The 21,977-nt window shown below is 73.3% G+C and carries 21 protein-coding genes; 16 read left to right on the top strand and 5 right to left on the bottom strand.

Going from position 1 to position 21,977, the window contains the following annotated elements; genetic code table 11:
- On the bottom strand, positions 1-783 hold the full coding sequence (locus tag AC3RJ8_RS09445; RefSeq protein WP_489712391.1) for a fructosamine kinase family protein: 783 nt from the start codon (positions 781-783) through the stop codon (positions 1-3).
- Between the two features lie 21 nt (positions 784-804).
- A complete protein-coding gene (locus AC3RJ8_RS09440; RefSeq protein WP_489712390.1) occupies positions 805-1,011 on the bottom strand; it encodes a DUF5703 family protein in 207 nt (68 codons plus the stop codon).
- Between the two features lie 72 nt (positions 1,012-1,083).
- Here AC3RJ8_RS09440 and AC3RJ8_RS09435 point away from each other — a divergent pair, with 72 nt between their 5' ends.
- Positions 1,084-1,368, top strand: coding sequence for a primosomal protein (locus tag AC3RJ8_RS09435; protein WP_489712389.1), 285 nt, complete (start codon positions 1,084-1,086; stop codon positions 1,366-1,368).
- Between the two features lie 38 nt (positions 1,369-1,406).
- On the opposite strand, the gene AC3RJ8_RS09430 is transcribed toward AC3RJ8_RS09435, so the two are convergent.
- A complete protein-coding gene (locus tag AC3RJ8_RS09430; RefSeq protein WP_489712388.1) occupies positions 1,407-2,378 on the bottom strand; it encodes an aldo/keto reductase in 972 nt (323 codons plus the stop codon).
- Positions 2,379-2,460: 82 nt separating this feature from the next.
- On the opposite strand from AC3RJ8_RS09430, the gene AC3RJ8_RS09425 reads away from it, so the two are divergent.
- Positions 2,461-3,333 carry an undecaprenyl-diphosphate phosphatase gene (locus AC3RJ8_RS09425; RefSeq protein ID WP_489712387.1) on the top strand — a complete coding sequence of 291 codons (873 nt, stop codon included), beginning with the start codon at positions 2,461-2,463 and terminating at the stop codon, positions 3,331-3,333.
- A gap of 18 nt (positions 3,334-3,351) precedes the next feature.
- The gene (mshC, locus tag AC3RJ8_RS09420) at positions 3,352-4,641 is read left to right on the top strand and encodes a cysteine--1-D-myo-inosityl 2-amino-2-deoxy-alpha-D-glucopyranoside ligase (protein WP_489712386.1); all 1,290 of its coding nucleotides are present in this window, start codon (positions 3,352-3,354) and stop codon (positions 4,639-4,641) included.
- 25 nt (positions 4,642-4,666) lie between these two features.
- Here mshC and AC3RJ8_RS09415 read toward each other — a convergent pair whose 3' ends face one another.
- Entirely contained in the window at positions 4,667-5,554 is an 888-nt protein-coding gene (locus AC3RJ8_RS09415) for a PAC2 family protein (protein WP_489712385.1), read from the bottom strand.
- Positions 5,555-5,658: 104 nt separating this feature from the next.
- On the opposite strand from AC3RJ8_RS09415, the gene AC3RJ8_RS09410 reads away from it, so the two are divergent.
- Entirely contained in the window at positions 5,659-6,345 is a 687-nt protein-coding gene (locus tag AC3RJ8_RS09410) for an HAD family hydrolase (RefSeq protein ID WP_489712384.1), read from the top strand.
- Between the two features lie 17 nt (positions 6,346-6,362).
- Here the strand turns inward: AC3RJ8_RS09410 and AC3RJ8_RS09405 are convergent, their stop codons facing one another.
- Positions 6,363-7,277 (bottom strand): RecB family exonuclease, encoded by a 915-nt coding sequence (locus AC3RJ8_RS09405; RefSeq protein WP_489712383.1) that lies wholly within the window; start codon positions 7,275-7,277, stop codon positions 6,363-6,365.
- A gap of 84 nt (positions 7,278-7,361) precedes the next feature.
- Here AC3RJ8_RS09405 and AC3RJ8_RS09400 point away from each other — a divergent pair, with 84 nt between their 5' ends.
- The 12 genes from AC3RJ8_RS09400 to AC3RJ8_RS09345 all read left to right on the top strand — a co-directional run bounded on the left by AC3RJ8_RS09400 (position 7,362) and on the right by AC3RJ8_RS09345 (position 21,968).
- Positions 7,362-8,498, top strand: coding sequence for a site-2 protease family protein (locus AC3RJ8_RS09400; RefSeq protein ID WP_489712382.1), 1,137 nt, complete (start codon positions 7,362-7,364; stop codon positions 8,496-8,498).
- An 11-nt stretch (positions 8,499-8,509) separates the two neighbouring features.
- Positions 8,510-9,493 carry a tRNA (adenine-N1)-methyltransferase gene (locus tag AC3RJ8_RS09395; protein ID WP_407317962.1) on the top strand — a complete coding sequence of 328 codons (984 nt, stop codon included), beginning with the start codon at positions 8,510-8,512 and terminating at the stop codon, positions 9,491-9,493.
- A 213-nt stretch (positions 9,494-9,706) separates the two neighbouring features.
- Complete coding sequence (gene arc, locus AC3RJ8_RS09390) at positions 9,707-11,359, top strand: proteasome ATPase (RefSeq protein ID WP_489712381.1); 1,653 nt, start codon at positions 9,707-9,709, stop codon at positions 11,357-11,359.
- Between the two features lie 108 nt (positions 11,360-11,467).
- Positions 11,468-13,084, top strand: coding sequence for a depupylase/deamidase Dop (dop, locus tag AC3RJ8_RS09385; protein WP_489715612.1), 1,617 nt, complete (start codon positions 11,468-11,470; stop codon positions 13,082-13,084).
- A 74-nt stretch (positions 13,085-13,158) separates the two neighbouring features.
- Positions 13,159-13,356, top strand: a complete 198-nt coding sequence (locus AC3RJ8_RS09380) for a ubiquitin-like protein Pup (RefSeq protein ID WP_407317960.1) — start codon at positions 13,159-13,161, stop codon at positions 13,354-13,356.
- A gap of 6 nt (positions 13,357-13,362) precedes the next feature.
- Positions 13,363-14,214 carry a proteasome subunit beta gene (gene prcB / locus AC3RJ8_RS09375; protein WP_489712380.1) on the top strand — a complete coding sequence of 284 codons (852 nt, stop codon included), beginning with the start codon at positions 13,363-13,365 and terminating at the stop codon, positions 14,212-14,214.
- Positions 14,211-14,930 (top strand): proteasome subunit alpha, encoded by a 720-nt coding sequence (gene prcA / locus AC3RJ8_RS09370; RefSeq protein WP_489712379.1) that lies wholly within the window; start codon positions 14,211-14,213, stop codon positions 14,928-14,930. Before prcB ends, prcA begins: the two co-directional genes overlap by 4 nt.
- A gap of 9 nt (positions 14,931-14,939) precedes the next feature.
- Complete coding sequence (gene pafA / locus AC3RJ8_RS09365; protein ID WP_489712378.1) at positions 14,940-16,301, top strand: Pup--protein ligase; 1,362 nt, start codon at positions 14,940-14,942, stop codon at positions 16,299-16,301.
- A 91-nt stretch (positions 16,302-16,392) separates the two neighbouring features.
- Positions 16,393-17,415, top strand: a complete 1,023-nt coding sequence (locus AC3RJ8_RS09360) for an FKBP-type peptidyl-prolyl cis-trans isomerase (protein WP_489712377.1) — start codon at positions 16,393-16,395, stop codon at positions 17,413-17,415.
- 7 nt (positions 17,416-17,422) lie between these two features.
- The gene (gene hisF, locus AC3RJ8_RS09355) at positions 17,423-18,193 is read left to right on the top strand and encodes an imidazole glycerol phosphate synthase subunit HisF (protein WP_489712376.1); all 771 of its coding nucleotides are present in this window, start codon (positions 17,423-17,425) and stop codon (positions 18,191-18,193) included.
- A gap of 140 nt (positions 18,194-18,333) precedes the next feature.
- The gene (locus AC3RJ8_RS09350) at positions 18,334-20,151 is read left to right on the top strand and encodes an ABC transporter ATP-binding protein (RefSeq protein ID WP_489715611.1); all 1,818 of its coding nucleotides are present in this window, start codon (positions 18,334-18,336) and stop codon (positions 20,149-20,151) included.
- Complete coding sequence (locus tag AC3RJ8_RS09345; protein ID WP_489712375.1) at positions 20,148-21,968, top strand: ABC transporter ATP-binding protein; 1,821 nt, start codon at positions 20,148-20,150, stop codon at positions 21,966-21,968. The genes AC3RJ8_RS09350 and AC3RJ8_RS09345 overlap by 4 nt, the downstream gene beginning before the upstream one ends.
- Positions 21,969-21,977: the final 9 nt, after the last annotated feature.

Here is a 21,977-nt window from a genome sequence, read left to right as displayed (position 1 = left end):
TCAGCCGCCGAGCTCGGCCAGCGACCGGCGCGTGGCCTCGACGTAGCCGCCGCCGAACAGCACCGCGTGCACGGCCAGGGGATAGAGCTGGTGCAGTCCCCCGCGTTCGCGCCACCCCGGCGCCAGAGGGCGGGCTTCGTCGTACGCGGCGAGGATCTCCTCGAGGTGCGGTGCGCCGAACATCGCGAGCATCGCCAGGTCCGTCTCCCGGTGGCCGCCGTGCGCGGCCGGGTCGATCAGCGCGGCCTCGCCGGTCTCGTCGCCCCCGTCCCCGGTGGTCCAGAGCACGTTCCCGGACCACAGGTCCCCGTGCAGCCGCGCCGGGGGCTCGGCGGGTCCGGCGAGCCGGGGAAGGCGCTCGCACACGCGCGCGAACGCCGCCGCGTCGTCCGGTCCGAAGACGCCCCGGCGCCGGCCCTGCTCCAGGACGGGCCACAGGCGCGCCTCGGCGTAGAAGGCGGGCCAGTCGGACCAGGACCCTGCGACCATCTCCAGCGGGTCGTCCAGCGGGCCGAAGAAGCCCTCCGCAGCCCCCGGCGGGAGCGTCCCGAACGCCGGAGCCCCGGCGTCGTGCAGCGCGGCCAGCGACCGGCCGAACGTCCGGGCCGCCGCCGGTGCGGCGCTGCCGGGGGCGAGCCGTTCGAGGTCCAGGTACCCCGGCCCCACGTCGAGCACGTGCGCGACCCGCGGACCGCCGTCGACGGCGAGCCAGCGCAGGCCGGCCGCCTCGGTGTCGAAGAATCCCGCCGGTGCGTCGTGACGGGCCTTGCGGAACGTTGGCATCCCCGAACCTCCGAGAGCGGGTCAGAGCGTCGAGGTCGCCCTGATGATCTTGCGCCGCAGCCACACCCGCCGCTCGCCGCCCAGGTACAGGCGTGTGCGTGCGAGCTCCCAGCGGCCGTACTCGGCCTCCTCGGTGAGCATCCTGCGTGCGTCCGGCACGGACGTGCCCCGGTCGATCGTGACCACGCGGTACTCGTACTGTCCGTGCTTGCGCCAGCTCGATGCCATGCGTCGCCTCCCGAGATGAGCTCCGGCGATTTCGTCTGCCCATTGTGCCCTGCATGGCGCTACCGTCAGTGCATGACCGCTGATCCGCGTGCCGCGTTGGACCGCTTCGTCGCCGCCCTCGAGGGCCACTACCACGCGGTGTCCTCCCGCCGCGGCGACGAGGACCCCGCCGTCGACGACGCCTACGAGGTGCTCGCCGACGCGTTCGAGGTGTACGAGGACGCCCTGGCGCAGGTGTACACCGAGGTCACCCCGTTCTACCTCGACGACGACGAGGAGGACGGGGATGACGAGGACGACGAGGACGACGGGGATGACGAGGACGACGACCTGGACCGGGACGACGACGCTCGCTGAGCCGCCCGTACCGCGTGCCGCGACCCGGACCTGACCGCCTACCAGCGCTCGGGGTAGCCCGGGACCAACGCCGACACGTCGTCCAGGGCGGAGTGCACCTCGCCGGGGAGCGTGAGGTCCAGGGCACGGGTGACCCCGTCGAGCTGTTCCGGCGTGCGGGCACCCACGACGGCGGAGGCGACGGCGGGGCGGGCCAGCAGCCACGCCAGGGCCACCTCCAGCGGTGCCCGGCCGAGACCGTCGGCGGCCGTGGCGACGGCCTCGACCACGGCGGCCGCGTCACCGTCCTCCAGGTACTGCCCGACGAAGCCGGCGAGGTGGTCCGACGCCGCGCGCGACCCGACCGGCACCGAGCGCCGGTACTTGCCGGTCAGCACCCCGCGCCCGAGGGGCGACCACGCCAGGACACCGAGCCCCAGGGCGGTGGACGCCGGGACCGTCTCGCGTTCCACACCGCGCTGCAGGAGCGAGTACTCCAGCTCCAGGGCGGCCAGCCCGATCCCGTCGGCGGCCTCGAGGAGCGTCGCCGCGCGGGCGGACGACCAGGCCGGGAAGTTCGACAGGCCCACGTACCGCGCCCGGCCCGAGGTCACCGCGAGCCGCAGCGCCGAGACCGTCTCCTCCAACGGCGTCGTCGGGTCGGGGCACGCCACGAGGAACAGGTCCACGTGATCGACGCCGAGCCGCGCCAGCGAGCCGTCCAGGTCGGCCAGCAGGGCACCGCGGGACGCGTCCCGCCGCGGGCCGTCGGGCCCGTGCCGGACGCCCCCCTTGGTACAGAGCACGAGCTCGTCGCGAGGCACCGCGCCGGCGAGTTGTTCGCCCAGGACCCGTTCGGCGTCACCGTCACCGTAGGACGCCGCGGTGTCGACCAGCGTGCCCCCGGCGTCGACGAACGCCTTGAGGATCGTGGCGGCGTCCCCCTCGTCGGTGCCCCGGCCCCACGTCATGGTGCCGAGCCCGAGGGCGGACACACGCAGCCCCGAGGACCCCACCTGGCGTCTTTCCATGCCGGGAACACTACCGGCGGCGCTCACGGCACCGGGGGGTACCGCGCCGGACCGGTCGTCCACCCAGGTAGTGTTGCCGCCCGTGAGTGCGTGGGAAGCGATCCTCCTCGGCCTGGTGCAGGGCTTCACCGAGTTCCTGCCCGTCTCGTCCAGCGCCCAGCTGCGCATCGTCGGGGAGCTGGTGGGCGGTGCCGATCCCGGCGCCGTCTTCACCGCCGTGACGCAGATCGGCACGGAGATCGCCGTGCTGCTCTACTACCGACGCACCATCCGGGACATCTGCGTCGGATGGTGGACGTCGCTGCGTGGCGACCACGGGTCCGACTGGCGCTCGCGGATGGGCGCCCACGACCTGGACGCCCGGATGGCCTGGTTCATCGCGCTCGGCTCGGTACCGATCGTCGTGACCGGCGTGCTGTTCGCCGAACACATCGAGACCACGCTGCGGAACCTGTGGTTCACGGTCGCCACCCTCGTCATCTTCGGCATCCTGCTGCAGGTGGCCGACGCCTACGCCTCGCGCCGGCTCGAGGTGCGCGACATGACGCCGCGTCGCGCCCTGGGCTTCGGCTTCGCGCAGGTCCTGGCCCTCATCCCCGGTGTGTCCCGGTCCGGGGCGACCATCACCGCGGGCCTGGCGATGGGCTTCTCCCGGAAGGCCGCGGCCGACTACTCGTTCCTCCTGGCGGTCCCCGCGGTCCTGGGGTCGGGTTTCTACGAGCTGGTCCGGGCGGGCCAGGGCACCGCGGCGGCGGGTTCGGCGGGCCCGGCGGCGACCCTGCTGGCGACCGTCGTGGCCTTCGCCGTCGGCTACGTCGTGCTGATCGGCTTCCTCAAGATCGTGTCGAACTACTCCTACAAGCCGTTCGTCTACTACCGGTACGGCCTGGCCGCGGTCGTGGTCGTGCTCCTCCTCACCGGGGTCCTCGAGGCCGACGCCGGCGCACCGGTCTGACGCCGGTAACCTGGCCCCGTGCATTCCTGGCCCTTCCCCCAGATCCCCGAGCTGCCCGCGCCCGCCGCCGGCGGCCGTCCCGTGGTGCGCGTGCACGACTCCACCTCGGGCGCCCTCGTCGAACCCGCGCCCGGCGCCACGGCACGGTCCTTCGTGTGCGGCGTGACGCCCTACGACGCGACGCACCTCGGGCACGCGGCCACCTACGTCGCCTTCGACCTGCTGCACCGGGCGTGGACCGACGCCGGCAAGCAGGTGACCTACTGCTCGAACGTGACCGACGTCGACGACCCGCTGCTCGAGCGGGCGACGGCCACCGGCGTCGACTGGCGTGACCTCGCCCGCGAGCAGACCGCCCTGTTCAGCGAGGACATGACGGCGCTGGGTGTCGTCCCGCCGCAGCCCTGGACCGGCGTTGTCGAGTACGTCGAGCCGATCGCCCGGGCCGTCGCCCAGATGCTCGCCGACGGGACGGCGTACCGGGTCCCCGTGGAGCCGGGTGCGGGTGGCGCGACGCCCGACCTGGGCGACGTGTACGCGGACCTCGCGGCCGACCCTGCCTTCGGCACGGTGTCGGGCCTCGACGACGCGACGATGGCGGAGCTCTTCGCCGAGCGGGGCGGAGACCCGGACCGCGAGGGGAAGAAGAACCCCCTCGACCCGCTGCTGTGGCGCCGCGAGCGGGTCGGCGAGCCGGCCTGGGACGGTGGGATCCTCGGTTCCGGTCGGCCCGGGTGGCACGTCGAGTGCTCGGTCATTGCCCGGGACGGTCTCGGCCTGCCGTTCGACGTCCAGGGCGGGGGAGCGGACCTGCTCTTCCCGCACCACGAGATGTCCGTGTCCCACGCCCGCATGCTGGCCGGCCCGGACGCCGCCCCGACCGCGCACGTCCACGCGGGGCTCGTCGCGTACGAGGGGCACAAGATGAGCAAGTCGCGCGGGAACCTCGTGCTCGTCTCCGCGCTGCGGGGCGAGGGCGTCGACCCGATGGCGGTCCGGCTCGGCATCCTGGCCCACCACTACCGCAGCGAGTGGGAGTGGACCGACTCGACGCTCAAGGAGGGCCGGGCGCGTCTGGACCGCTGGCGTGCCGCGGTCTCCGGCAACGGAGCACCGCCCGCGGACGAGTTGCTGGCCCGCCTGCGCTCGGCGCTGGCCGACGACCTCGACGCCCCTCGTGCGCTGGCCGCCGTCGACGCGTGGGCCGACCACGCGCTGGCGCCCGGCCGCGACACCGGGCACGACGAGGAGGGCGCGCCGGGCGTCGTGGCCCGGGCCGTCAACGCCCTGCTCGGCGTCCGGCTCTGAGCGGTCCGGCTCTGAGCGCGAGGCCTCAGCCCTTGTCGGGGCTGCCCCGGCCCGGCCCGCCGCGGCCGGGACCGTGGTCGCGGCGACGCAGGTAGCGTTCGAACTCGCGGGCGATGGCGTCTCCCGAGGCCTCGGGGAGCTCCGCGGTGTCCTTGGCCTGCTCGAGCTGCTGCACGTACTCGGAGATCTCGGCGTCCTCACCGGCGAGCTCGTCGACGCCCCGCTGCCAGGCCTCGGCGTCGTCGGGGAGGTCGCCGAGGGGCACAGCCGCCGCGAGGAGCTCCTCGACCCGCGCGAGGATCGCGAGCGTGGCCTTCGGCGAGGGCGGGTTGGCGACGTAGTGCGGCACCGCCGCCCACAGCGAGACGGACTGGAGCCCGCGTGCCGAGGCCTCGTGCTGCAGGACGCCGACGATGCCGGTCGGTCCCTCGTACGTGCTCGGCTCGACGTCGAGCACGGCCTGCAGGCCAGGGCTCTCCGTCGTGGCGGTCAGCGGGATCGGCCGGGTGTGCGGGACGTCCGCGAGCAGTGCGCCCAGCGTGACCACGGTCTGCACCTCGAGCTCCTCGGCGATGTCCAGCAGCTCGCGGCAGTACGCCTTCCAGCGGAACGACGGCTCGATGCCGTGGACGACGACGACCTGCCGGTCCGGGAGGTCGACGACGGAGACGGTCGTGGTCGGCCACTCGACCGTGCGCCGTCCGTCCGGCCCTGTGGTGACCACGGGCCGGTTCACCTGGAAGTCGTGGTAGTCCTCCGGGTCGAGCTCGCGCAGCGGTGAGGAACCCCACACCTCGGCCAGGTGCTCCAGGGCTCCGGTCGCGGCACCGCCGGCGTCGTTCCAGCCCTCGAACGCAGCGATCATGACGGTCTGACGTGCGGCGTGGCGGCCGACCGGCTGCTCGGTGCTCATCTGACAAGCCTATACAGCACCGCGGCCCCGGGGACCGAGCGCGACCGCCCGGCCGGACGGCGACCGGCCGACGACGATGCCGGTGCCGTCCGTACGATGGTGCGGTGCCCGACCTTCCCTCGCCCCGCCCCCTGCCCGCCGCCGTCCTGTGGGACATGGACGGCACCCTCGTCGACACCGAGCCGTACTGGATCGCCGCCGAGCACGAGCTGGTCGCCGAGCACGGCGGGACCTGGACGCACGCCCAGGCCCTGCAGCTCGTCGGCAACCCGCTCGAGGTCTCCGCCGGCGTGCTGCGGGAGGCCGGTGTCGACCTGCCCGTGCCGGAGATCGTCTCCCGGCTGCTGACGAGGGTGACCGCCCAGGTCCACGACGGTGTCCCGTGGCAGCCCGGCGCGCGCGAGCTGCTCGCGTCGCTCGCCGACGCCGGTGTGCCCTGCGCGCTGGTGACCATGAGCTACGCCGTCCTGGCCGAGGCCGTCACGGCCCACGTGCCGGGTGCCTTCGCCACGCTCGTCACGGGTGACCAGGTCACCCGCGGCAAGCCCGACCCGGAGCCGTACCTGGTGGCCGCGCGTCGTCTCGGGGTCCGCGTGGAGGACTGCGTCGCGATCGAGGACTCGCCGGCGGGGATCGGTTCGGCGCTGGCGGCGGGCGCCCGCACCCTGGGTGTGGAGGCGGTCCTGCCCGTGGAGCCGCGCGACGGGCTCAGCCGCGCCGCGAGCCTGGCCGACATCGACCTGGCGGTCGTCCGGCGCCTGGCCGCGGGCGAGGTGCTGGAGCTGGTCTGAGCCGTTCGGCCCGGTCCTCAGAGGTCCAGACCGAGCCGCGCCCGCAGGGCGCCCTCAGGGATCGGCGGGGGAGTCCCACCGAACTCCGGGCACAGGTCCTGGTGGGCGCACCAGCCGCACAGCTTGCTCGGGCGGGCCACGAACTCGCCCCGGCGGGCCGCCGTCGTGATCGCGTCCCACACGCCCCGGACCTTGGTCTCGGTCACCTGGAGCTCGCGTTCGCTCGGCTCGGCCCGCAGCACCTGGCCGTCGCCGAGGTAGACGAGCTGCAGCATCTTCGGCAGCACGCCGCGCTCACGCCAGACGACGAGTCCGTAGAACCGCATCTGGAACAGCGCCTTGCCCTCGAACCCCGGGCGCGGGGAGCGTCCCGACTTGTAGTCCACGACCCGGATGGCGCCGTCCGGCGCCACGTCCAGCCGGTCCACGATCCCGCGCAGCAGCGGGCCGTCGTCCAGCCGGCTCTCCACGAAGAGCTCGCGCGCCTCGGGTTCCAGGCGGTTCGGGTCCTCGAGGGTGAAGTACGTGCCGAGCAGCCGGCCCGCCCCGTCGAGCCACGACGTCAGCGTCTGGTCGGCGGCGTCGCCGTCGGGCAGGAACAGCTGCGCGTAGCGCGGTTCGGCCTCTACGAGCCTGTCCCACTCGCCCGGCAGCAGGTCGAGTGCGGCCTGACGGGTGCGCTCGCCCAGCGGGGCGTCGTACAGCCGCTCCAGGACGGCGTGCACGAGCGTCCCGCGGGCTGCGGCCGACGACGGCGGCTCCGGCAGCCGGTCGATCGCCCGGAAGCGGAACAGCAGCGGGCACTGCAGGAAGTCGGACGCCCGCGACGGCGACAGCGCGGGCGGGCGTGAGGTGCGCTCGCCCGTGGGCTCGGCAGCAGAGCGCGCGGGGTCCGGGGCGAGATCGGGGCCGAGGTCCGCCGTCGTCGTCATGTCCGCCACCCTACGGTGGGCCACCCACACCCGAGGCGCGTCCTCCACAGGCTGCTCGACGGGCCTCACCGATAGCCTGAGGCCGTGCCTCCCCGTTCCTCCGGCTGGCGGATCGGCCGCGTCGCCGGCGCCCCCGTGCTGGTGACGCCGTCCTGGTTCCTCGCGGCCGTCGTCCTGACCGTCCTGTTCGCTCCCACCGTCCGTGCGTTCGCGCCCCGGATGGAGACCACGGGCGTCCTCGTCGTGTCGTTCGCGTTCGTGCTGCTGCTGTTCGCGTCGGTGTTCTGCCACGAGGTCGCCCACGCCCTCGTGGCGCGTGCGCGCGGCCACCGCGTCGACGAGCTCGCGCTGACGCTGTGGGGCGGGCACACCGCCTACTCCGGCGGCGCGGCCCGCCCCCTGGACGGCGCGCTCGTCGCCGTGGTGGGGCCACTGACCAACCTGGCGCTCGCGGTGGTCTTCTGGCTGGGATTCCAGGCCCAGACGGTCGCGTCCGTCCCCGCGCTCCTGCTGTACGCGGGTGCCTTCTCGAACGCCTTCGTGGGCCTCTTCAACCTGCTCCCGGGTCTCCCGCTCGACGGCGGCCAGGTGCTCGAGGCCGCGGTCTGGAAGGTCACCGGCTCGCGCACCCGCGGCACGCTCGCGGCCGGGTGGGTCGGCCGCGCCGTCGGCGTCGGTGTCGTCGCCGCGGCCCTGGTGTGGCCGCTCGCGTCCGGGACGCGGCCCGACTGGGTCATGGTCATGTGGTCGGCGCTGATCGGCGCGTTCCTCTGGTCCGGCGCCGGCGAGGCCATGCGGACCGGCCGGCGCCGCGAACGGCTCGGTGCCGTCACGGTCCGGTCGCTGGCGATGCCCGTCCTCGTCGTGGGGCAGGGATCGACGGTCGCGGACGTGGTGCGGGCGGCCACCGGGAGCGCCACCGGGGACCTCGTCGTCGTGGTCGCGGACGCCGCCGGGGGGCCCGTGGGCTGGGTGGATCCCCGCGCCGTCACCGCCATCCCCGCGGCGCACACGCCGACCACCCCGGTGGACGCCGTCCTCGTCCCGTTCGCGCCCGGATCCGCCGTCGACGCCGGAGCCGGCGGGCCGGAGCTGCTGCACCGGCTCGCAGCCACCTCGCGAGGCTCGCGGCTCGTGCCAGTGGTCGACGCTGGCGGCGTCAGCGGTGTGCTCGACGTCTCACGGGTGGCCGCGGCGGTCCGCCCGCCCGATCGTCAGTAGACTCGACCCCCGTGACTTCTCCAGCCGCCACCGGCGCCGACGAACGACGAGGACCGCTGCGCGTCGGCGACAAGGTCCAGCTCACCGACCCCAAGGGCCGCATGCACACGGTCACCCTCGCCGAGGGGGCGACGTTCCACACGCACAAGGGCTACTTCCGCCACGAGGAGCTCATCGGACGCCCGGAGGGCTGGGTGGTGACCAACACCGCGGGGATCGAGTACCTGGCCCTGCGCCCGCTGCTCAGCGACTACGTGCTCTCGATGCCTCGCGGCGCCGCCGTCGTCTACCCGAAGGACGCCGGGCAGATCGTCCAGATGGCCGACATCTTCCCCGGTGCCCGGGTGGTCGAGGCCGGCGTCGGCTCCGGGGCGTTGACCCTGTCGCTGCTGCGGGCGGTCGGCGACGCTGGCGAGCTGCACTCGATCGAGCGGCGCGAGGACTTCGCCGCCATCGCCCGTGGCAACGTCGAGACCTTCTTCGGCGGCGCGCACCCGGCCTGGCAGCTGCACGTCGGAGACTTCGCGGACCGGGTGGGCGACGTCGTCGAGCCGGGCACCGTCGACCGGGTCGTGCTCGACATGCTCGCGCCGTGGGAGAACGTCGACGCGGTCGCTCGTACGCTCGCACCGGGCGGTGTGCTCGTGTGCTACGTGGCCACGGCCACCCAGCTCTCGCGGACGGCCGAGGACCTGCGCGCCGACGGCCGGTTCGCCGAACCGACGGCCTGGGAGTCGATGGTGCGGGGCTGGCACCTCGAGGGCCTGGCAGTGCGGCCGCAGCACCGCATGATCGGCCACACCGGGTTCCTCATCACCGCCCGGCGGCTGGCCGACGGCGTCGCGCCCCCCGAGCGCAAGCGGCGTCCGGCGAAGGGGTCCTACCCGGGCACCACCGACGCCGAGTGGACGGAGGACGACCTCGGCGAGCGTCCGGTCTCGGACAAGAAGCTGCGCCGGGTCCGGCGCGAGGTCGGCCAGGCGCCCGAGGAATGAGCCCGACGCGGCGCCACCGTCGGCCCGGGCACCTCGCCCGGCATGTCACGCTGCGGTCACGGTGAGGTCACAAGAGGTCTGGATCGTGTGAACACGCCGACCGATCCGTGAAATGGTCGGCGCGATCACGGCGTTGACCCTTAGTGTGCTGTGTCTCGGGGGTTCCTCCTCGCCGGTGGAGGATGCCGCCCGGGCCGCACGAGAGGGGACGCGATGACCGACCACCCTGTCCGCCCGGAGCCGGTCCAGGCCGCGCCGGCGGGCCGTGACTCGCAGCTGGCGCTGCTCGCGGCGAAGAACGAGCGCCTCGCCGAGGCGTTGCGCGCCGCGCGCGACCAGATCATCGAGCTGAAGAAGCAGATCGACGACCTGGCGAAGCCGCCGGGGACGTACGCCACGTTCCTCGCCGCGCACGACGACGGCTCGGTCGACGTCGTCTCGTCGGGCCGCAAGATGCACGTGCAGGCCAGTCCCGGTCTCGACCTCGACGAGCTGGCGCCCGGCCAGGAGGTCAAGCTCAACGAGGCCATGACGGTCGTCTCGGCCGGCGGGTTCGAGCGGATCGGTGAGCTGGTGACGGTCAAGGAGGTCCTCGACGTCGAGCGGGTGCTTGTCGTCGGACGGGCCGACGAGGAGCGGGTCGTCCGGCTCGCGGGATCCCTGCGGGGCACGCCCCTGCGCGTGGGCGACGCCCTCACGGTCGACATGCGCAGCGGGTTCGTGTTCGAGGTCGTGCCGAAGTCGGAGGTCGAGGAGCTCGTCCTCGAGGAGGTCCCCAACATCGCCTACGAGGACATCGGCGGCCTCGGCCCGCAGATCGAGCAGATCCGCGACGCCGTCGAGCTGCCGTTCTCCCACCCCGACCTGTACCGCGAGCACGGCCTGCGACCGCCCAAGGGCGTGTTGCTCTACGGCCCGCCGGGCTGCGGCAAGACGCTCATCGCCAAGGCGGTCGCGTCGTCGCTGGCGAAGATGGTGGCCGAGAAGCGCGGCGGGGACCCGAACGCGAAGAGCTTCTTCCTCAACGTCAAGGGCCCCGAGCTGCTGAACAAGTACGTCGGGGAGACCGAGCGGCACATCCGGCTGATCTTCGCGCGCGCCCGGGAGAAGGCGACCCAGGGCATGCCCGTGGTCGTGTTCTTCGACGAGATGGAGTCGCTGTTCCGCACGCGCGGCACGGGCCTGTCGTCCGACGTCGAGACGACGATCGTGCCCCAGCTCCTCGCCGAGATCGACGGCGTCGAGCGGCTGGACAACGTGATCGTCATCGGCGCCTCGAATCGCGAGGACATGATCGACCCGGCGATCCTGCGTCCGGGCCGCCTGGACGTGAAGATCAAGATCGAGCGACCCGACGCCGAGGGGGCCACCGAGATCTTCGGCAAGTACCTCACGGCCGACCTGCCCATCAACGGCGACGACGTCGCCGAGCACGGCGGTGACCGGCTCGCGGCCGTCGAGGCGATGATCGGCTCGGTGGTGGAGCGCATGTACGCCGAGGACGAGGACAACCAGTTCCTCGAGGTGACGTACGCCAGCGGGGACAAGGAGACGCTGTACTTCAAGGACTTCAACTCCGGGGCGATGATCGAGAACGTCGTGGATCGGGCGAAGAAGTCCGCGATCAAGGACCTGCTGGCCACCGGCAAGCGAGGCATCCGGGTCGAGCACCTGCTGGCCGCCTGCGTGGACGAGTTCCGCGAGAACGAGGACCTGCCCAACACGACCAACCCGGACGACTGGGCGCGGATCAGCGGCAAGAAGGGCGAGCGCATCGTGTTCATCCGCACGATCGTCACGAAGAAGGGCGAGAGCGGCACGCCGCGCACGATCGACACCGTGAGCTCGACCGGTCAGTACCTCTGACCGCGGGGCCCGTCCACGTCCGGCGCCCGAGCGGCCGTCGGACGTGGACAGGTCGCCGCGCGTGCCGGACCGCCGCATAGGGTGGAGCGCGTGACGGTGCGACGCGTGATGGGGATCGAGACCGAGTACGGGGTGCTGGCGCCGGGACGGCTGGCGGCCAACCCGATGCTGATGAGCTCCCAGGTGGTCACCACCTACCGGGCGTCCGTGCAGGGCGGACGTCCCGGGCACCCGCCGGCGCGCTGGGACTACGACGACGAGGACCCGTTGGCCGACGCCCGGGGGTTCCACCTCCAGCGTGCCTCGGCGCACCCGTCGCTGCTCACCGACGACCCGGACTCCCCGGCGCCGTCCGGGCCCACGGCGCGCACGACGGCGGCACCCGAGCGCGTCGAGCGACCCGAGGTCGAGGAGTACGACGACCCGAGCGCCGCGAACTGCATCCTGACCAACGGGGCGCGGCTCTACGTCGACCACGCGCACCCGGAGTACTCCTCGCCCGAGGTGACCAACCCGCGCGACGGCGTGCTGTGGGACGTCGCGGGGGAGCGGGTGATGCTCGCGGCGACCCGGCGGCTCGGCCAGGTACCCGGTTCCGAGGTCGTGCTGTACAAGAACAACGTCGACGGCAAGGGCGCCAGCTACGGCACCCACGAGAACTACCTGGTGGACCGGGGCCTCGCCTTCGCCACGATCGTCGAGATGCTCACCCCGTTCCTGGTCACACGGCAGGTCTTCACCGGCTCCGGCCGTGTCGGGCTCGGTCAGGCGGGCGAGGAGGCGGGGTTCCAGCTCTCCCAGCGGGCCGACTACATGGAGGCCGAGGTCGGGCTGGAGACCACGCTGCGACGGCCCATCGTCAACACGCGCGACGAGCCCCACGCCGACCGGACGCGCTGGCGGCGCCTGCACCTCATCCTCGGCGACGCCAACCACCTCGAGGTCGCGACGTACCTCAAGCTCGGCACCACCTCGCTGGTGCTGTGGGTCGCCGAGCACCTCGACGCGCTCGCCGAGGCGGGGGTGCCCGCCCGGGCCGAGCTCGCGGCCCTGCGGCTGGCGGACCCCGTCGGCGACGTCCGCCGGGTCTCGCGCGACCTGGACCTGTCGACCCCGCTCACGCTCGCGGACGGGTCCACGGCCACGGCGCTGCAGATCCAGTCCCGGTACGCCGACGTGGTCGCCCGGTCGCTCGCCGCGCTGGGCCACGACGACGACTCCGACGCCGTGCTGGACCGGTGGCGCTCCGTCGTGGAGCGCCTGGGCGAGGATCCCGCCTCCTGCGCGCGTGAGGTCGAGTGGGTCGCGAAGCTGCGGCTGCTTGACCGCGTGCGCCGGCGGGACGGCCTCGCCTGGGACCACCCGCGGCTGCACGCGATGGATCTGCAGTGGTCGGACGTGCGTCCCGAGCGCGGCATCTACCACCGGCTGGTCGCCGCAGGCGCCGTCGAGCGGCTGGTCACCGAGGACGAGGTGGCCCGGGCCGTGCACCACCCGCCGCAGGACACCCGGGCGTGGTTCCGGGGAGAGGTCATGGAGCGCTACCCGGACGAGATCTCCGCGGCGAGCTGGGACTCGGTGATCTTCGACGTCGCCGGCACCGCGTCCCTGCAGCGGGTCCCGATGCTGGACCCGTTGCGCGGCACGGCCGCGAACGTGGGGGCGTTGCTGGACGCCAGCCCGGACGCCGCGACGCTGCTCGACGGTCTGCGGGGCGACACGTGAGCCGTGCGGCTCGCGGCGTCCCCGGCACGGCATAGGCTGAGCCCACCTCGCAGGAACGATGAAGGAGGCGGACCATGGCAGGTCAGGAACGCATCAACCCGCAGCGCGACGACCGCACGCCCGACGACGACGTGGAGGCCCCGGAACCGGTCGCGCCCCAGACGTCCGACTCCGACGCGGAGGTCGACTCGCTGCTGGAGGAGATCGACGAGGTCCTGGAGTCGAACGCCGAGTCGTTCGTCCGGGGGTTCGTGCAGAAGGGCGGGCAGTGAGTGCCGATGAGTCCTGCTGACGCCTCCGGCCGGCTCCCGGACGCCTTCCTGCGTCCGGGCTCGAGCTCGTTCGTGGACTTCCTCGGGGCGCACGCCCCGGAGCTGCTGCCGGGCAACCGGTCGACGCCCGGGACCGGTGCGACGACGACGGCGGAGCTGGCCCCGCACGCGACGACGATCGTCGCGTTGACGTTCGGTGGACCCGACGGCGAGCGGGGTGTCGTCCTGGCCGGCGACCGGCGCGCGACGATGGGCAGCATGATCGCGAGCCGGGAGATCGAGAAGGTCTTCGCGGCGGACGAGTACTCCGCCGTCGGCATCGCCGGGTCGGCCGGGATCGCCGTGGAGCTCGTGCGGCTGTTCCAGCTGGAGCTGGAGCACTACGAGAAGATCGAGGGGTCCCTGCTCTCCCTCGACGGCAAGGCGAACCGGCTCGCCACGATGATCCGGGGCAACCTGCCGATGGCGCTGCAGGGCCTGGCCGTGGTCCCGCTGTTCGGCGGGTACGACCGCGACCGGGGCACCGGGCGGATCTTCAGCTTCGACGTGACCGGCGGCCGCTACGAGGAGCGCGACCATCACTCGGTGGGTTCCGGCTCGGTCTTCGCCCGAGGGGCGCTCAAGAAGCTGTGGCGCACCGGGCTCGACGCCGACGGCGCGGTGTCGGTCGCCGTGGAGGCGCTCTACGACGCGGCCGACGACGACAGCGCCACCGGGGGGCCGGACACGGTCCGCAAGATCTGGCCCGTCGTGGCCACCGTGACGGCCGACGGCTACCGTCGCGCGGACGACGACGCGCTCGCCGCCGTCGTCGGCCGCATCGTCGAGGCCCGCAGCGAGGGAGGTCGACGCGCATGAGCATGCCCTTCTACGTCTCGCCCGAGCAGCTGATGAAGGACCGGGCCGACTTCGCGCGCAAGGGGATCGGACGAGGACGCTCGGTCGTCGTCCTCGCCTACGCGGGCGGCATCGCGTTCGCGACCGAGAACCCCTCGCGGGCACTGCACAAGATCTCGGAGATCTACGACCGCATCGCGTTCGCGGCGGTGGGCAAGTACAACGAGTTCGAGAACCTCCGGGTCGCCGGTGTGCGGTACGCCGACCTGCGCGGCTACTCCTACGACCGCACGGACGTCACGGCACGCGGCCTCGCCAACGCCTACGCCCAGACCCTCGGCACGGTCTTCACCACGGAGTCCAAGCCTCTGGAGGTGGAGCTGGTCGTGGCCGAGGTCGGTACCGTCCCGGGCGAGGACCAGCTCTACCGGCTGAGCTACGACGGGTCGGTCGCGGACGAGCACGGGTTCGTCGTCATGGGCGGTCAGGCCGAGCAGCTCTCCACGCGCGTCCGCGAGGCGTGGTCGGAGGGCATGGGCCTGGACGAGGTGCTGCGGCTCGCCGTGCGTGCGCTCGGCGCCGTGGCGACCGACGGCACGGTCGTGGCCGAGGGGGAGGCGCGGTCCATCCCGGCGTCGGGTCTGGAGGTCGCAGTGCTCGAGCGCGACCGGCCGCGGCGCACGTTCCGCCGCCTGCACGGTGACGTGCTGGCCGACCTGCTGGCTGAGGACGACTGAGGGAGCACCATGGACCGACGGATCTTCGGGCTCGAGACGGAGTACGGCGTCACGTGCGCGGCCGACGACGGCCGCGGGCTCAGCGCGGACGAGGTCGCCCGTTACCTCTTCCGCAAGGTGGTGGCGTGGGGGCGTTCGTCCAACGTGTTCCTGCGCAACGGTTCGCGGTTGTACCTCGACGTGGGCTCGCACCCGGAGTACGCGACGGCCGAGTGCGACGACGTGCGCCAGCTGGTGGCCTACGACCGGGGCGGCGAGCGGATCCTCGAGGGGCTGGTGGCCGACGCCCAGCAGCGTCTCGAGCACGAGGGGCTGCCCGGCAAGGTCCACCTGTTCAAGAACAACACCGACTCGGCAGGCAACTCCTACGGGTGCCACGAGAACTACCTGGTGCGCCGGCAGGGGGACTTCTCCCGGTTGAGCGACGTGCTGGTGCCGTTCCTCATCACGCGCCAGGTGCTGACCGGCGCGGGCAAGGTGCTGGCCACCCCGCGGGGGGCGACCTATTGCCTGTCCCAGCGGGCCGACCACATCTGGGAGGCCGTATCGAGTGCGACGACCCGGTCGCGGCCCATCATCAACACCCGCGACGAACCCCACGCGGACGCCGAGCACTACCGGCGCCTGCACGTCATCGTCGGCGACTCGTCGATGTCGGAGACCACGACGATGCTCAAGGTCGGGGCGACCGACCTCGTGCTGCGCCTGGTCGAGGCGGGTGTGCCCGTGCGCGACCTCACCCTCGAGAACCCGATCCGAGCGATCCGCGAGATCAGCCACGACGCCTCGGGGCTGGCGCCCGTGCAGCTCGCCAACGGACGGACCGCCACCGCGGTCGACCTGCAGGGCGAGTACTACCAGCGGGTCCGTGAGCACGTCGAGGCCCACCTCGAGCTCACGCCCCAGGTCAAGCAGGTCCTCGACCTGTGGGAGCGCGGGCTGCGGGCCGTCGAGTCCGGCGACCTCACGCTCGTCGAGCGCGAGCTCGACTGGGTCATCAAGAAGCGGCTCATCGAGCGCTACCAGGCCAAGCACGGGCTCACGCTCGACGACCCCCGGGTCGCACGTCTCGACCTGGCCTACCACGACATCTCCCGCACCGAGGGGCTGTACAACCTGCTCGCGGCGCGGGGGATGGTCGACCGGGTGGCGACGGACCTCGAGGTGTTCGAGTCCACGGCGGTCCCGCCGCAGACGACCCGCGCCAAGCTCCGCGGCGACTTCGTGCGGGCCGCCCAGGAGGCTCGTCGGGACTACACGGTCGACTGGGTCCACCTCAAGCTGAACGACCAGGCGCAGCGCACCGTGCTGTGCAAGGACCCGTTCCGCAACGTCGACGAGCGGGTGGAGCGGCTCATCGAGTCGATGTGAGGCACGGCCCGGTCGGGCCATGGGCGCGGCCCGGTCGGGCCACGGCCAGGGCCCGGGCCGGCCGTCGTCGGGAGCGTGGCAGACTGTCCCGGTGCTGCTCCGTCGTCCCCGCTCGCTCGTCGCCGTTGTCGGCGCCTGGCTCGCCGTGGCGCTGGTGCTCGCGGGGTGCTCGTCACCGATCGAGCAGCTGAACCCGGCGACGGCACCCTCCCAGGCGCCGGTCGAGGTGAGCGGTCCAGAGGGCGAGCCGCCCGTCGTGGAGTACCCGCAGCCGTACGACGTGGTGCGCGCGGGCTCCCGGACCATCCGGCCCGGGGCCGGCGAGGAGATCGAGGAGGGCGGTCCGGTGCTGCTCCACCTGTATGCCGAGGACGGCCGTGACGGGAGCGTGATCTCCTCCACGTATCTCGACGCGCCTGCCTGGTACACCTTCGATCCCGAGTCGCTGGGGCAGAACCTCTACGAGTCGCTGCGCGGCAAGCGCGTCGGGGCCCGGGTTCTGGTGGTCGAGCAGGACGGTGACGTACCGGTCGTGCTCGTCGTGGACGTGCTGCCCACCCGGGCGTCGGGCACCGTGGTGGAGACGTCCGAGGAGCTCCCGCGTGTGGTGCGGGACGCGGACGGCTCACCGTCGGTGCGGCTCCCGGACGGCGACCCGCCGGACGAGCTGGTGGTGCAGCCGCTGGTGCGTGGATCGGGGCCGCAGGTCGACGTCGGCCAGGTGGTCACGGTGCGCTACGAGGCGCTGCGGTGGAGCGACGCCGCCGTGTTCGACTCGAGCTGGGCGGACGGCGTCGCACCGCAGTCCGAGACGATCGGCATCGGTCGGCTCATCGAAGGCTGGGACCAGGGCCTGCTGGAGCAGTCCGTCGGGTCTCAGGTGCTGCTCGTGGTCCCGCCCCGGCTCGGCTACGGTGGCACCGGCAGCGACCTCGCGGACGAGACGCTCGTGTACGTCGTCGACATCCTCGACGCGAGGTACCAGGTCACCGAGGAGACCACCGGAGACGAATCCGGGGACGACCCGGAGGAGGGCTCCGACGAGGAACCGTCGGACGCGAGCGGACCGGCCGCCCAGGACGAGGCGACCGAGGACCGGACCACTGGAGGGTGACCAGCAGATGAGCGTGTCCGTACGGGTGATCCCGTGCCTGGACGTCGACGCAGGACGCGTCGTCAAGGGCGTGAACTTCACGAACCTGCGAGACGCGGGGGACCCCGTGGAGCTCGCCGACCGGTACGACGCGGAGGGCGCCGACGAGGTGACGTTCCTCGACGTGTCGGCGTCCTCCGGCGGCCGGGAGACGATGGTCGACGTGGTGCGGCGCACCGCCGACCAGGTCTTCGTGCCTCTCACCGTCGGCGGTGGGGTCCGGACCACCGACGACGTCGACCGGCTGCTCCGGGCCGGCGCCGACAAGGTCGGCGTGAACACGGCGGCCATCGCACGTCCGGAGCTGATCTCCGAGATCGCGGACCGGTTCGGCAACCAGGTGCTGACCCTGTCGGTCGACGCCCGGCGGACCGCCGGGGGCACGACGACGCCGTCCGGGTACGAGGTCACGACCCACGGCGGACGACGGGGCACGGGCATCGACGCCGTGGAGTGGGCGGAGCGCGCCGCGGGGCTCGGGGCCGGCGAGATCCTGCTCAACTCCATGGACGCCGACGGCACCACCGCCGGCTTCGACCTGGAGATGCTCGGCGCGGTGCGTCAGCGGGTGTCGGTGCCGCTCATCGCGTCCGGCGGCGCTGGGGTCCCCGAGCACTTCGTGGAGGCCGCCCGGGCGGGTGCGGACGCCGTCCTGGCCGCGAGCGTGTTCCACTTCGGGACGCTCACGATCGGTCAGGTCAAGGACGCGATGCGCGCGGCGGGCGTCGAGGTGCGCTGATCACAGCACCCCCGTCGCAGACGTTAGGATCGATTCGATCCCTGACGACTGCGAGGAATGCTGTGCCCGGACCCGGCCCCGAGACGACCACCCTCACGGGGTCGAGGCTGCGCCGCAGCGCGGCGCTCCTGTGGCGCGGGATGCGCGCGGAGCCCCGTCTGTACGGGCTGGCGGTCGCCGCCTCGGCCGTCTTCGGCGCCGCCACCGTCGCGGTCAGCCGCGCCGTCGGCTGGGCGACCGACGCGGTCGTCGTGCCGGCGCTCGGCGGCGACCCGGCGGCGCGAGAGGACATCTGGCTGGCCGGCGGCGTGCTGGCGCTGGTCGCGCTGACCCTCGCGCTGTCGGTCGCGGGCCGGCGGATCTGGGCCGGCTGGGGCAACGCCGGGCTGCAGGCCCAGCATCGTCGGGCGTTGTCGCGTCAGTACCTGCGCCTGCCGATGTCCTGGCACCGGGCGCACCCCGCCGGCCAGCTGCTGTCGAACGCCAGCGCCGACGTCGAGGCGGCCACCGGGGTGTTCAACCCGCTGCCGTTCGCCCTCGGCGTCGTGGTGATGATCGGCGTCGCGACGGTCATGCTGATCGCCACCGACCCGTGGCTCGCCGCCGCGGCGCTCGTGGTCATCCCGGCCGCGATCGTCGCGAACCTCGTCTTCCAGCGGCACATGTCGCCGGCCGCCACCCGGGCGCAGCAGCTGCGCGCGGAGGTCGCCGACGTCGCGCACGAGTCGTTCGAGGCGGCGCTGCTGGTCAAGTCCCTCGGGACGGCCGACCGTGAGGAGCGGCGGTTCGCCGAGCGCACCGACGCGCTGCGGCAGGCGAACGTGCGGGTGGGGACGGTCCGTGCGGTCTTCGACCCCGTGATCGAGCTCCTGCCCAGCCTGGGCACGCTCCTCGTGCTGGCCGTCGGGGCGTGGCAGGCGGCGAGCGGAGCCGTGGACGTCGGCGACGTCGTCACCGCGGCCTACCTCCTGACGATCATGGCGGTGCCGGTCCGTGCCTTCGGCTGGGTGCTCGGCGAGCTGCCGCGTGCCCTCGTGGGGCACGAGCGCATCACCCGGGTGCTCGACGCCCGCGGGGAGATCGCCGCCGGCACCGACCCGCTCCCGTGTGGACGGAGCGGGCTGGCCGTGCGGCTCGAGGGGGTGGGGGTGGACGTGCCCTCGATCGGGCGGACCGCCACGCTGCTCGACGACGTCACCCTCGACGTCGCCGCCGGCAGCACCGTCGCGGTGGTCGGCCCCACGGGAGCCGGCAAGACGACGCTCGTCTCGCTGCTGAGTCGGCTGAGCGACCCCACCCGCGGGACCGTGTCGCTCGACGGCGCCGACCTGCGCACGCTCGCCGACGGGGAGGTGCCGGCCCAGGTCGCCCTTGTGGCCCAGCAGACCTTCGTCTTCGAGGACACGGTGCGGGCGAACGTCACCCTGGCCGACGAGACGGGGCCGGACGTGGACGCCGCCGTGTGGGAGGCATTGCGCCTGGCCCACGTCGACGACGTGGTGCGGGCGCTGCCCGAGGGCCTCGACGCCCCGCTGGGCGAGCGCGGGGCCAACCTGTCGGGCGGGCAGCGACAGCGTCTCGCCATCGCGCGAGCGTTGGTGCGCCGGCCCCGGCTCCTGGTCCTGGACGACGCGACGAGCGCGGTGGACCCTCGTGTCGAGCAGCAGATCCTCACCGGGCTCGCGGCCACGGCCGACGGTCGCCGGGCGACGACCGTCGTGATGGTCGCCTACCGCATGTCGTCGGTGACGATGGCCGACGTCGTGGTCCACCTGGACGGCGGGCACGTGGTGGACGTGGGCACCCACGCCGAGCTGTTGGCGCGGGACGCCGGCTACCGGGAGCTCGCCACGGCCTACGAGACCGAGACGGCCCGGCGGGAGCAGGAGCTCGCGGACGAACGGGCGGCGGGCACCGAGGTCCATGAACCGTGGGACGAGGAGGAGGTGACCCGATGAGCGAGTCGCGCATCGCCTCGGCCAGCGAGCTCGGCGTGCTGGCCACCCTGCGCCGCGGCGTGGAGATCTCACCGCAGATCGTGCACGGCATCTGGCTCACGCTCGCGCTGGCCGTGCTCGCGGCCGCCGGCCGTGTGGTCGTCCCCCTGGCGGTCCAGCGCACGATCGACGACGGCATCCTGGCCGACGGCGGGCCGGACGCGACCCGTGTGGCGCTGCTGACCGGGCTGGCCGCCGGGGCCGTCCTCGTCGCCGGGCTGTGCACGGCGGTCGTCAACATCCGGCTGTTCCGCAGCACGGAGGCGGGGCTGGCGCAGCTGCGCGAGCGGGCGTTCCGGCACGTGCACGACCTGTCCACCCTGTCCCAGGGCTCCGAGCGCCGCGGCTCGCTGGTCTCGCGGGTCACCAGCGACGTGGACACCATCTCCCAGTTCGTGCAGTGGGGCGGCATCATGCTGCTGGTCAGCTCGCTGCAGATCGTCGTCGCCACGGTCCTCATGGCCGTCTACTCGCCGTTGCTGACCGTCGTGGTCTGGGCGTGCTTCGTCCCGCTGTTCCTGGTGCTGCGCTATGCCCAGCGAGCCGTCGGACGGGCGTACGGGCGGGTGCGCGAGCGGATCGGGGCGATGCTCGGGGCCGTCTCGGAGGCCGTCGTCGGCGCCGAGACCGTGCGGGCCTACGGGGTGGCGGACCGGACCGGCCGTCGTGTGGACGCCGCGGTCGAACGCACGCGCGTGGCCCAGAGCCGGGCGATGCTGCTGGTGGGCAGCGTGTTCTCGTCCGGGACCTTCATGGCCAACCTGGTGCTCGCCGTGGTCGTCGTGGTGGGCTCCTACCTCGGTATCGGTGGCGGGCTCACCGCCGGCGAGCTCGTGGCCTTCCTGTTCCTCGTCCAGCTGTTCACCGGGCCCGTGCAGATGGCCACCGAGATCCTCAACGAGCTCCAGAACGCCGTCGCCGGCTGGCGGCGCGTGCTGGCCGTCGTCGAGACGCCGCTGGACGTCGTGGACGCGGGGGCCGACGGCGCCGACAGCCCGCGCGGCGACGCCCGCGTCACGTTGCGGGGAGTCCGGTACTCCTACCCGGACGGGCCGGAGGTGCTGCACGGCATCGACCTCGACCTGCCGGCCCGCCGCAAGATCGCGGTGGTCGGCCAGACCGGGTCGGGCAAGACGACGGTCGCCAAGCTCGTCGCGCGGCTGATGGACCCGACGTCGGGCCGGGTCGAGCTGGACGGGACGGACCTGCGCGAGATCTCCCTCGACCGTTTGCGCGAACGGGTGGTGCTCGTCCCGCAGGAGGGGTTCCTGTTCGACGGTACGGTCCTGAGCAACGTCGCCTACGGGCTGCGCACACCGGGCGGTTCCGGCAGCACCGGGGAAGCCGGCGGCGACGAGGTGCGCGAGCGGGTCGCCGCGGCGTTCGACGCCCTGGGCCTGGCGGACTGGGTGGCGGACCTGCCCGCGGGGCTGGACACGGACGTGGGCCAGCGCGGGGAGTCGCTGTCGGCGGGGGAGCGTCAGCTCGTGGCGGTCGCCCGGGCCTATCTCGCCGCGCCCGACCTGCTGGTCCTCGACGAGGCGACCTCCGCCGTCGACCCCGCCACCGAGGTGCGTATCGCCCGGGCGCTCGACGCGCTCACGTCGGGCCGCTCGACGATCACGATCGCGCACCGGCTGTCGACCGCCGAGTCGAGCGACCTGGTGGTCGTGGTCGACGACGGCCACGTGGTCGAGGTGGGACCGCACGCCGAGCTGGCGGCGGCGGACGGTGTGTACGCCCGGATGCACGCGAGCTGGATGGCCCAGACTCGCTGACCCGTCGCG

It is taken from the genome of Isoptericola sp. MSGPD8_1_ISO-PGPR-S23-394, from assembly GCF_058072785.1.
The sequence above is the reverse complement of the archived record's forward strand: the minus strand, read 5'-3'. Positions and strand labels throughout refer to the sequence as shown.

Coding starts and splice junctions, on each gene's coding strand:
- AC3RJ8_RS09435 (WP_489712389.1), top strand. CDS start 1,084: ATGACCGCTGATCCGCGTGCCGCGTTGGACCGCTTCGTCGCCGCCCTC.
- prcB (WP_489712380.1), top strand. CDS start 13,363: ATGAGTCCTGCTGACGCCTCCGGCCGGCTCCCGGACGCCTTCCTGCGT.
- AC3RJ8_RS09445 (WP_489712391.1), bottom strand. CDS start 783: ATGCCAACGTTCCGCAAGGCCCGTCACGACGCACCGGCGGGATTCTTC.
- dop (WP_489715612.1), top strand. CDS start 11,468: ATGGGGATCGAGACCGAGTACGGGGTGCTGGCGCCGGGACGGCTGGCG.
- AC3RJ8_RS09350 (WP_489715611.1), top strand. CDS start 18,334: ATGCGCGCGGAGCCCCGTCTGTACGGGCTGGCGGTCGCCGCCTCGGCC.
- AC3RJ8_RS09405 (WP_489712383.1), bottom strand. CDS start 7,277: ATGACGACGACGGCGGACCTCGGCCCCGATCTCGCCCCGGACCCCGCG.
- pafA (WP_489712378.1), top strand. CDS start 14,940: ATGGACCGACGGATCTTCGGGCTCGAGACGGAGTACGGCGTCACGTGC.
- AC3RJ8_RS09380 (WP_407317960.1), top strand. CDS start 13,159: ATGGCAGGTCAGGAACGCATCAACCCGCAGCGCGACGACCGCACGCCC.
- AC3RJ8_RS09440 (WP_489712390.1), bottom strand. CDS start 1,011: ATGGCATCGAGCTGGCGCAAGCACGGACAGTACGAGTACCGCGTGGTC.
- hisF (WP_489712376.1), top strand. CDS start 17,423: ATGAGCGTGTCCGTACGGGTGATCCCGTGCCTGGACGTCGACGCAGGA.
- AC3RJ8_RS09430 (WP_489712388.1), bottom strand. CDS start 2,378: ATGGAAAGACGCCAGGTGGGGTCCTCGGGGCTGCGTGTGTCCGCCCTC.
- arc (WP_489712381.1), top strand. CDS start 9,707: ATGACCGACCACCCTGTCCGCCCGGAGCCGGTCCAGGCCGCGCCGGCG.
- AC3RJ8_RS09415 (WP_489712385.1), bottom strand. CDS start 5,554: ATGAGCACCGAGCAGCCGGTCGGCCGCCACGCCGCACGTCAGACCGTC.
- AC3RJ8_RS09345 (WP_489712375.1), top strand. CDS start 20,148: ATGAGCGAGTCGCGCATCGCCTCGGCCAGCGAGCTCGGCGTGCTGGCC.
- prcA (WP_489712379.1), top strand. CDS start 14,211: ATGAGCATGCCCTTCTACGTCTCGCCCGAGCAGCTGATGAAGGACCGG.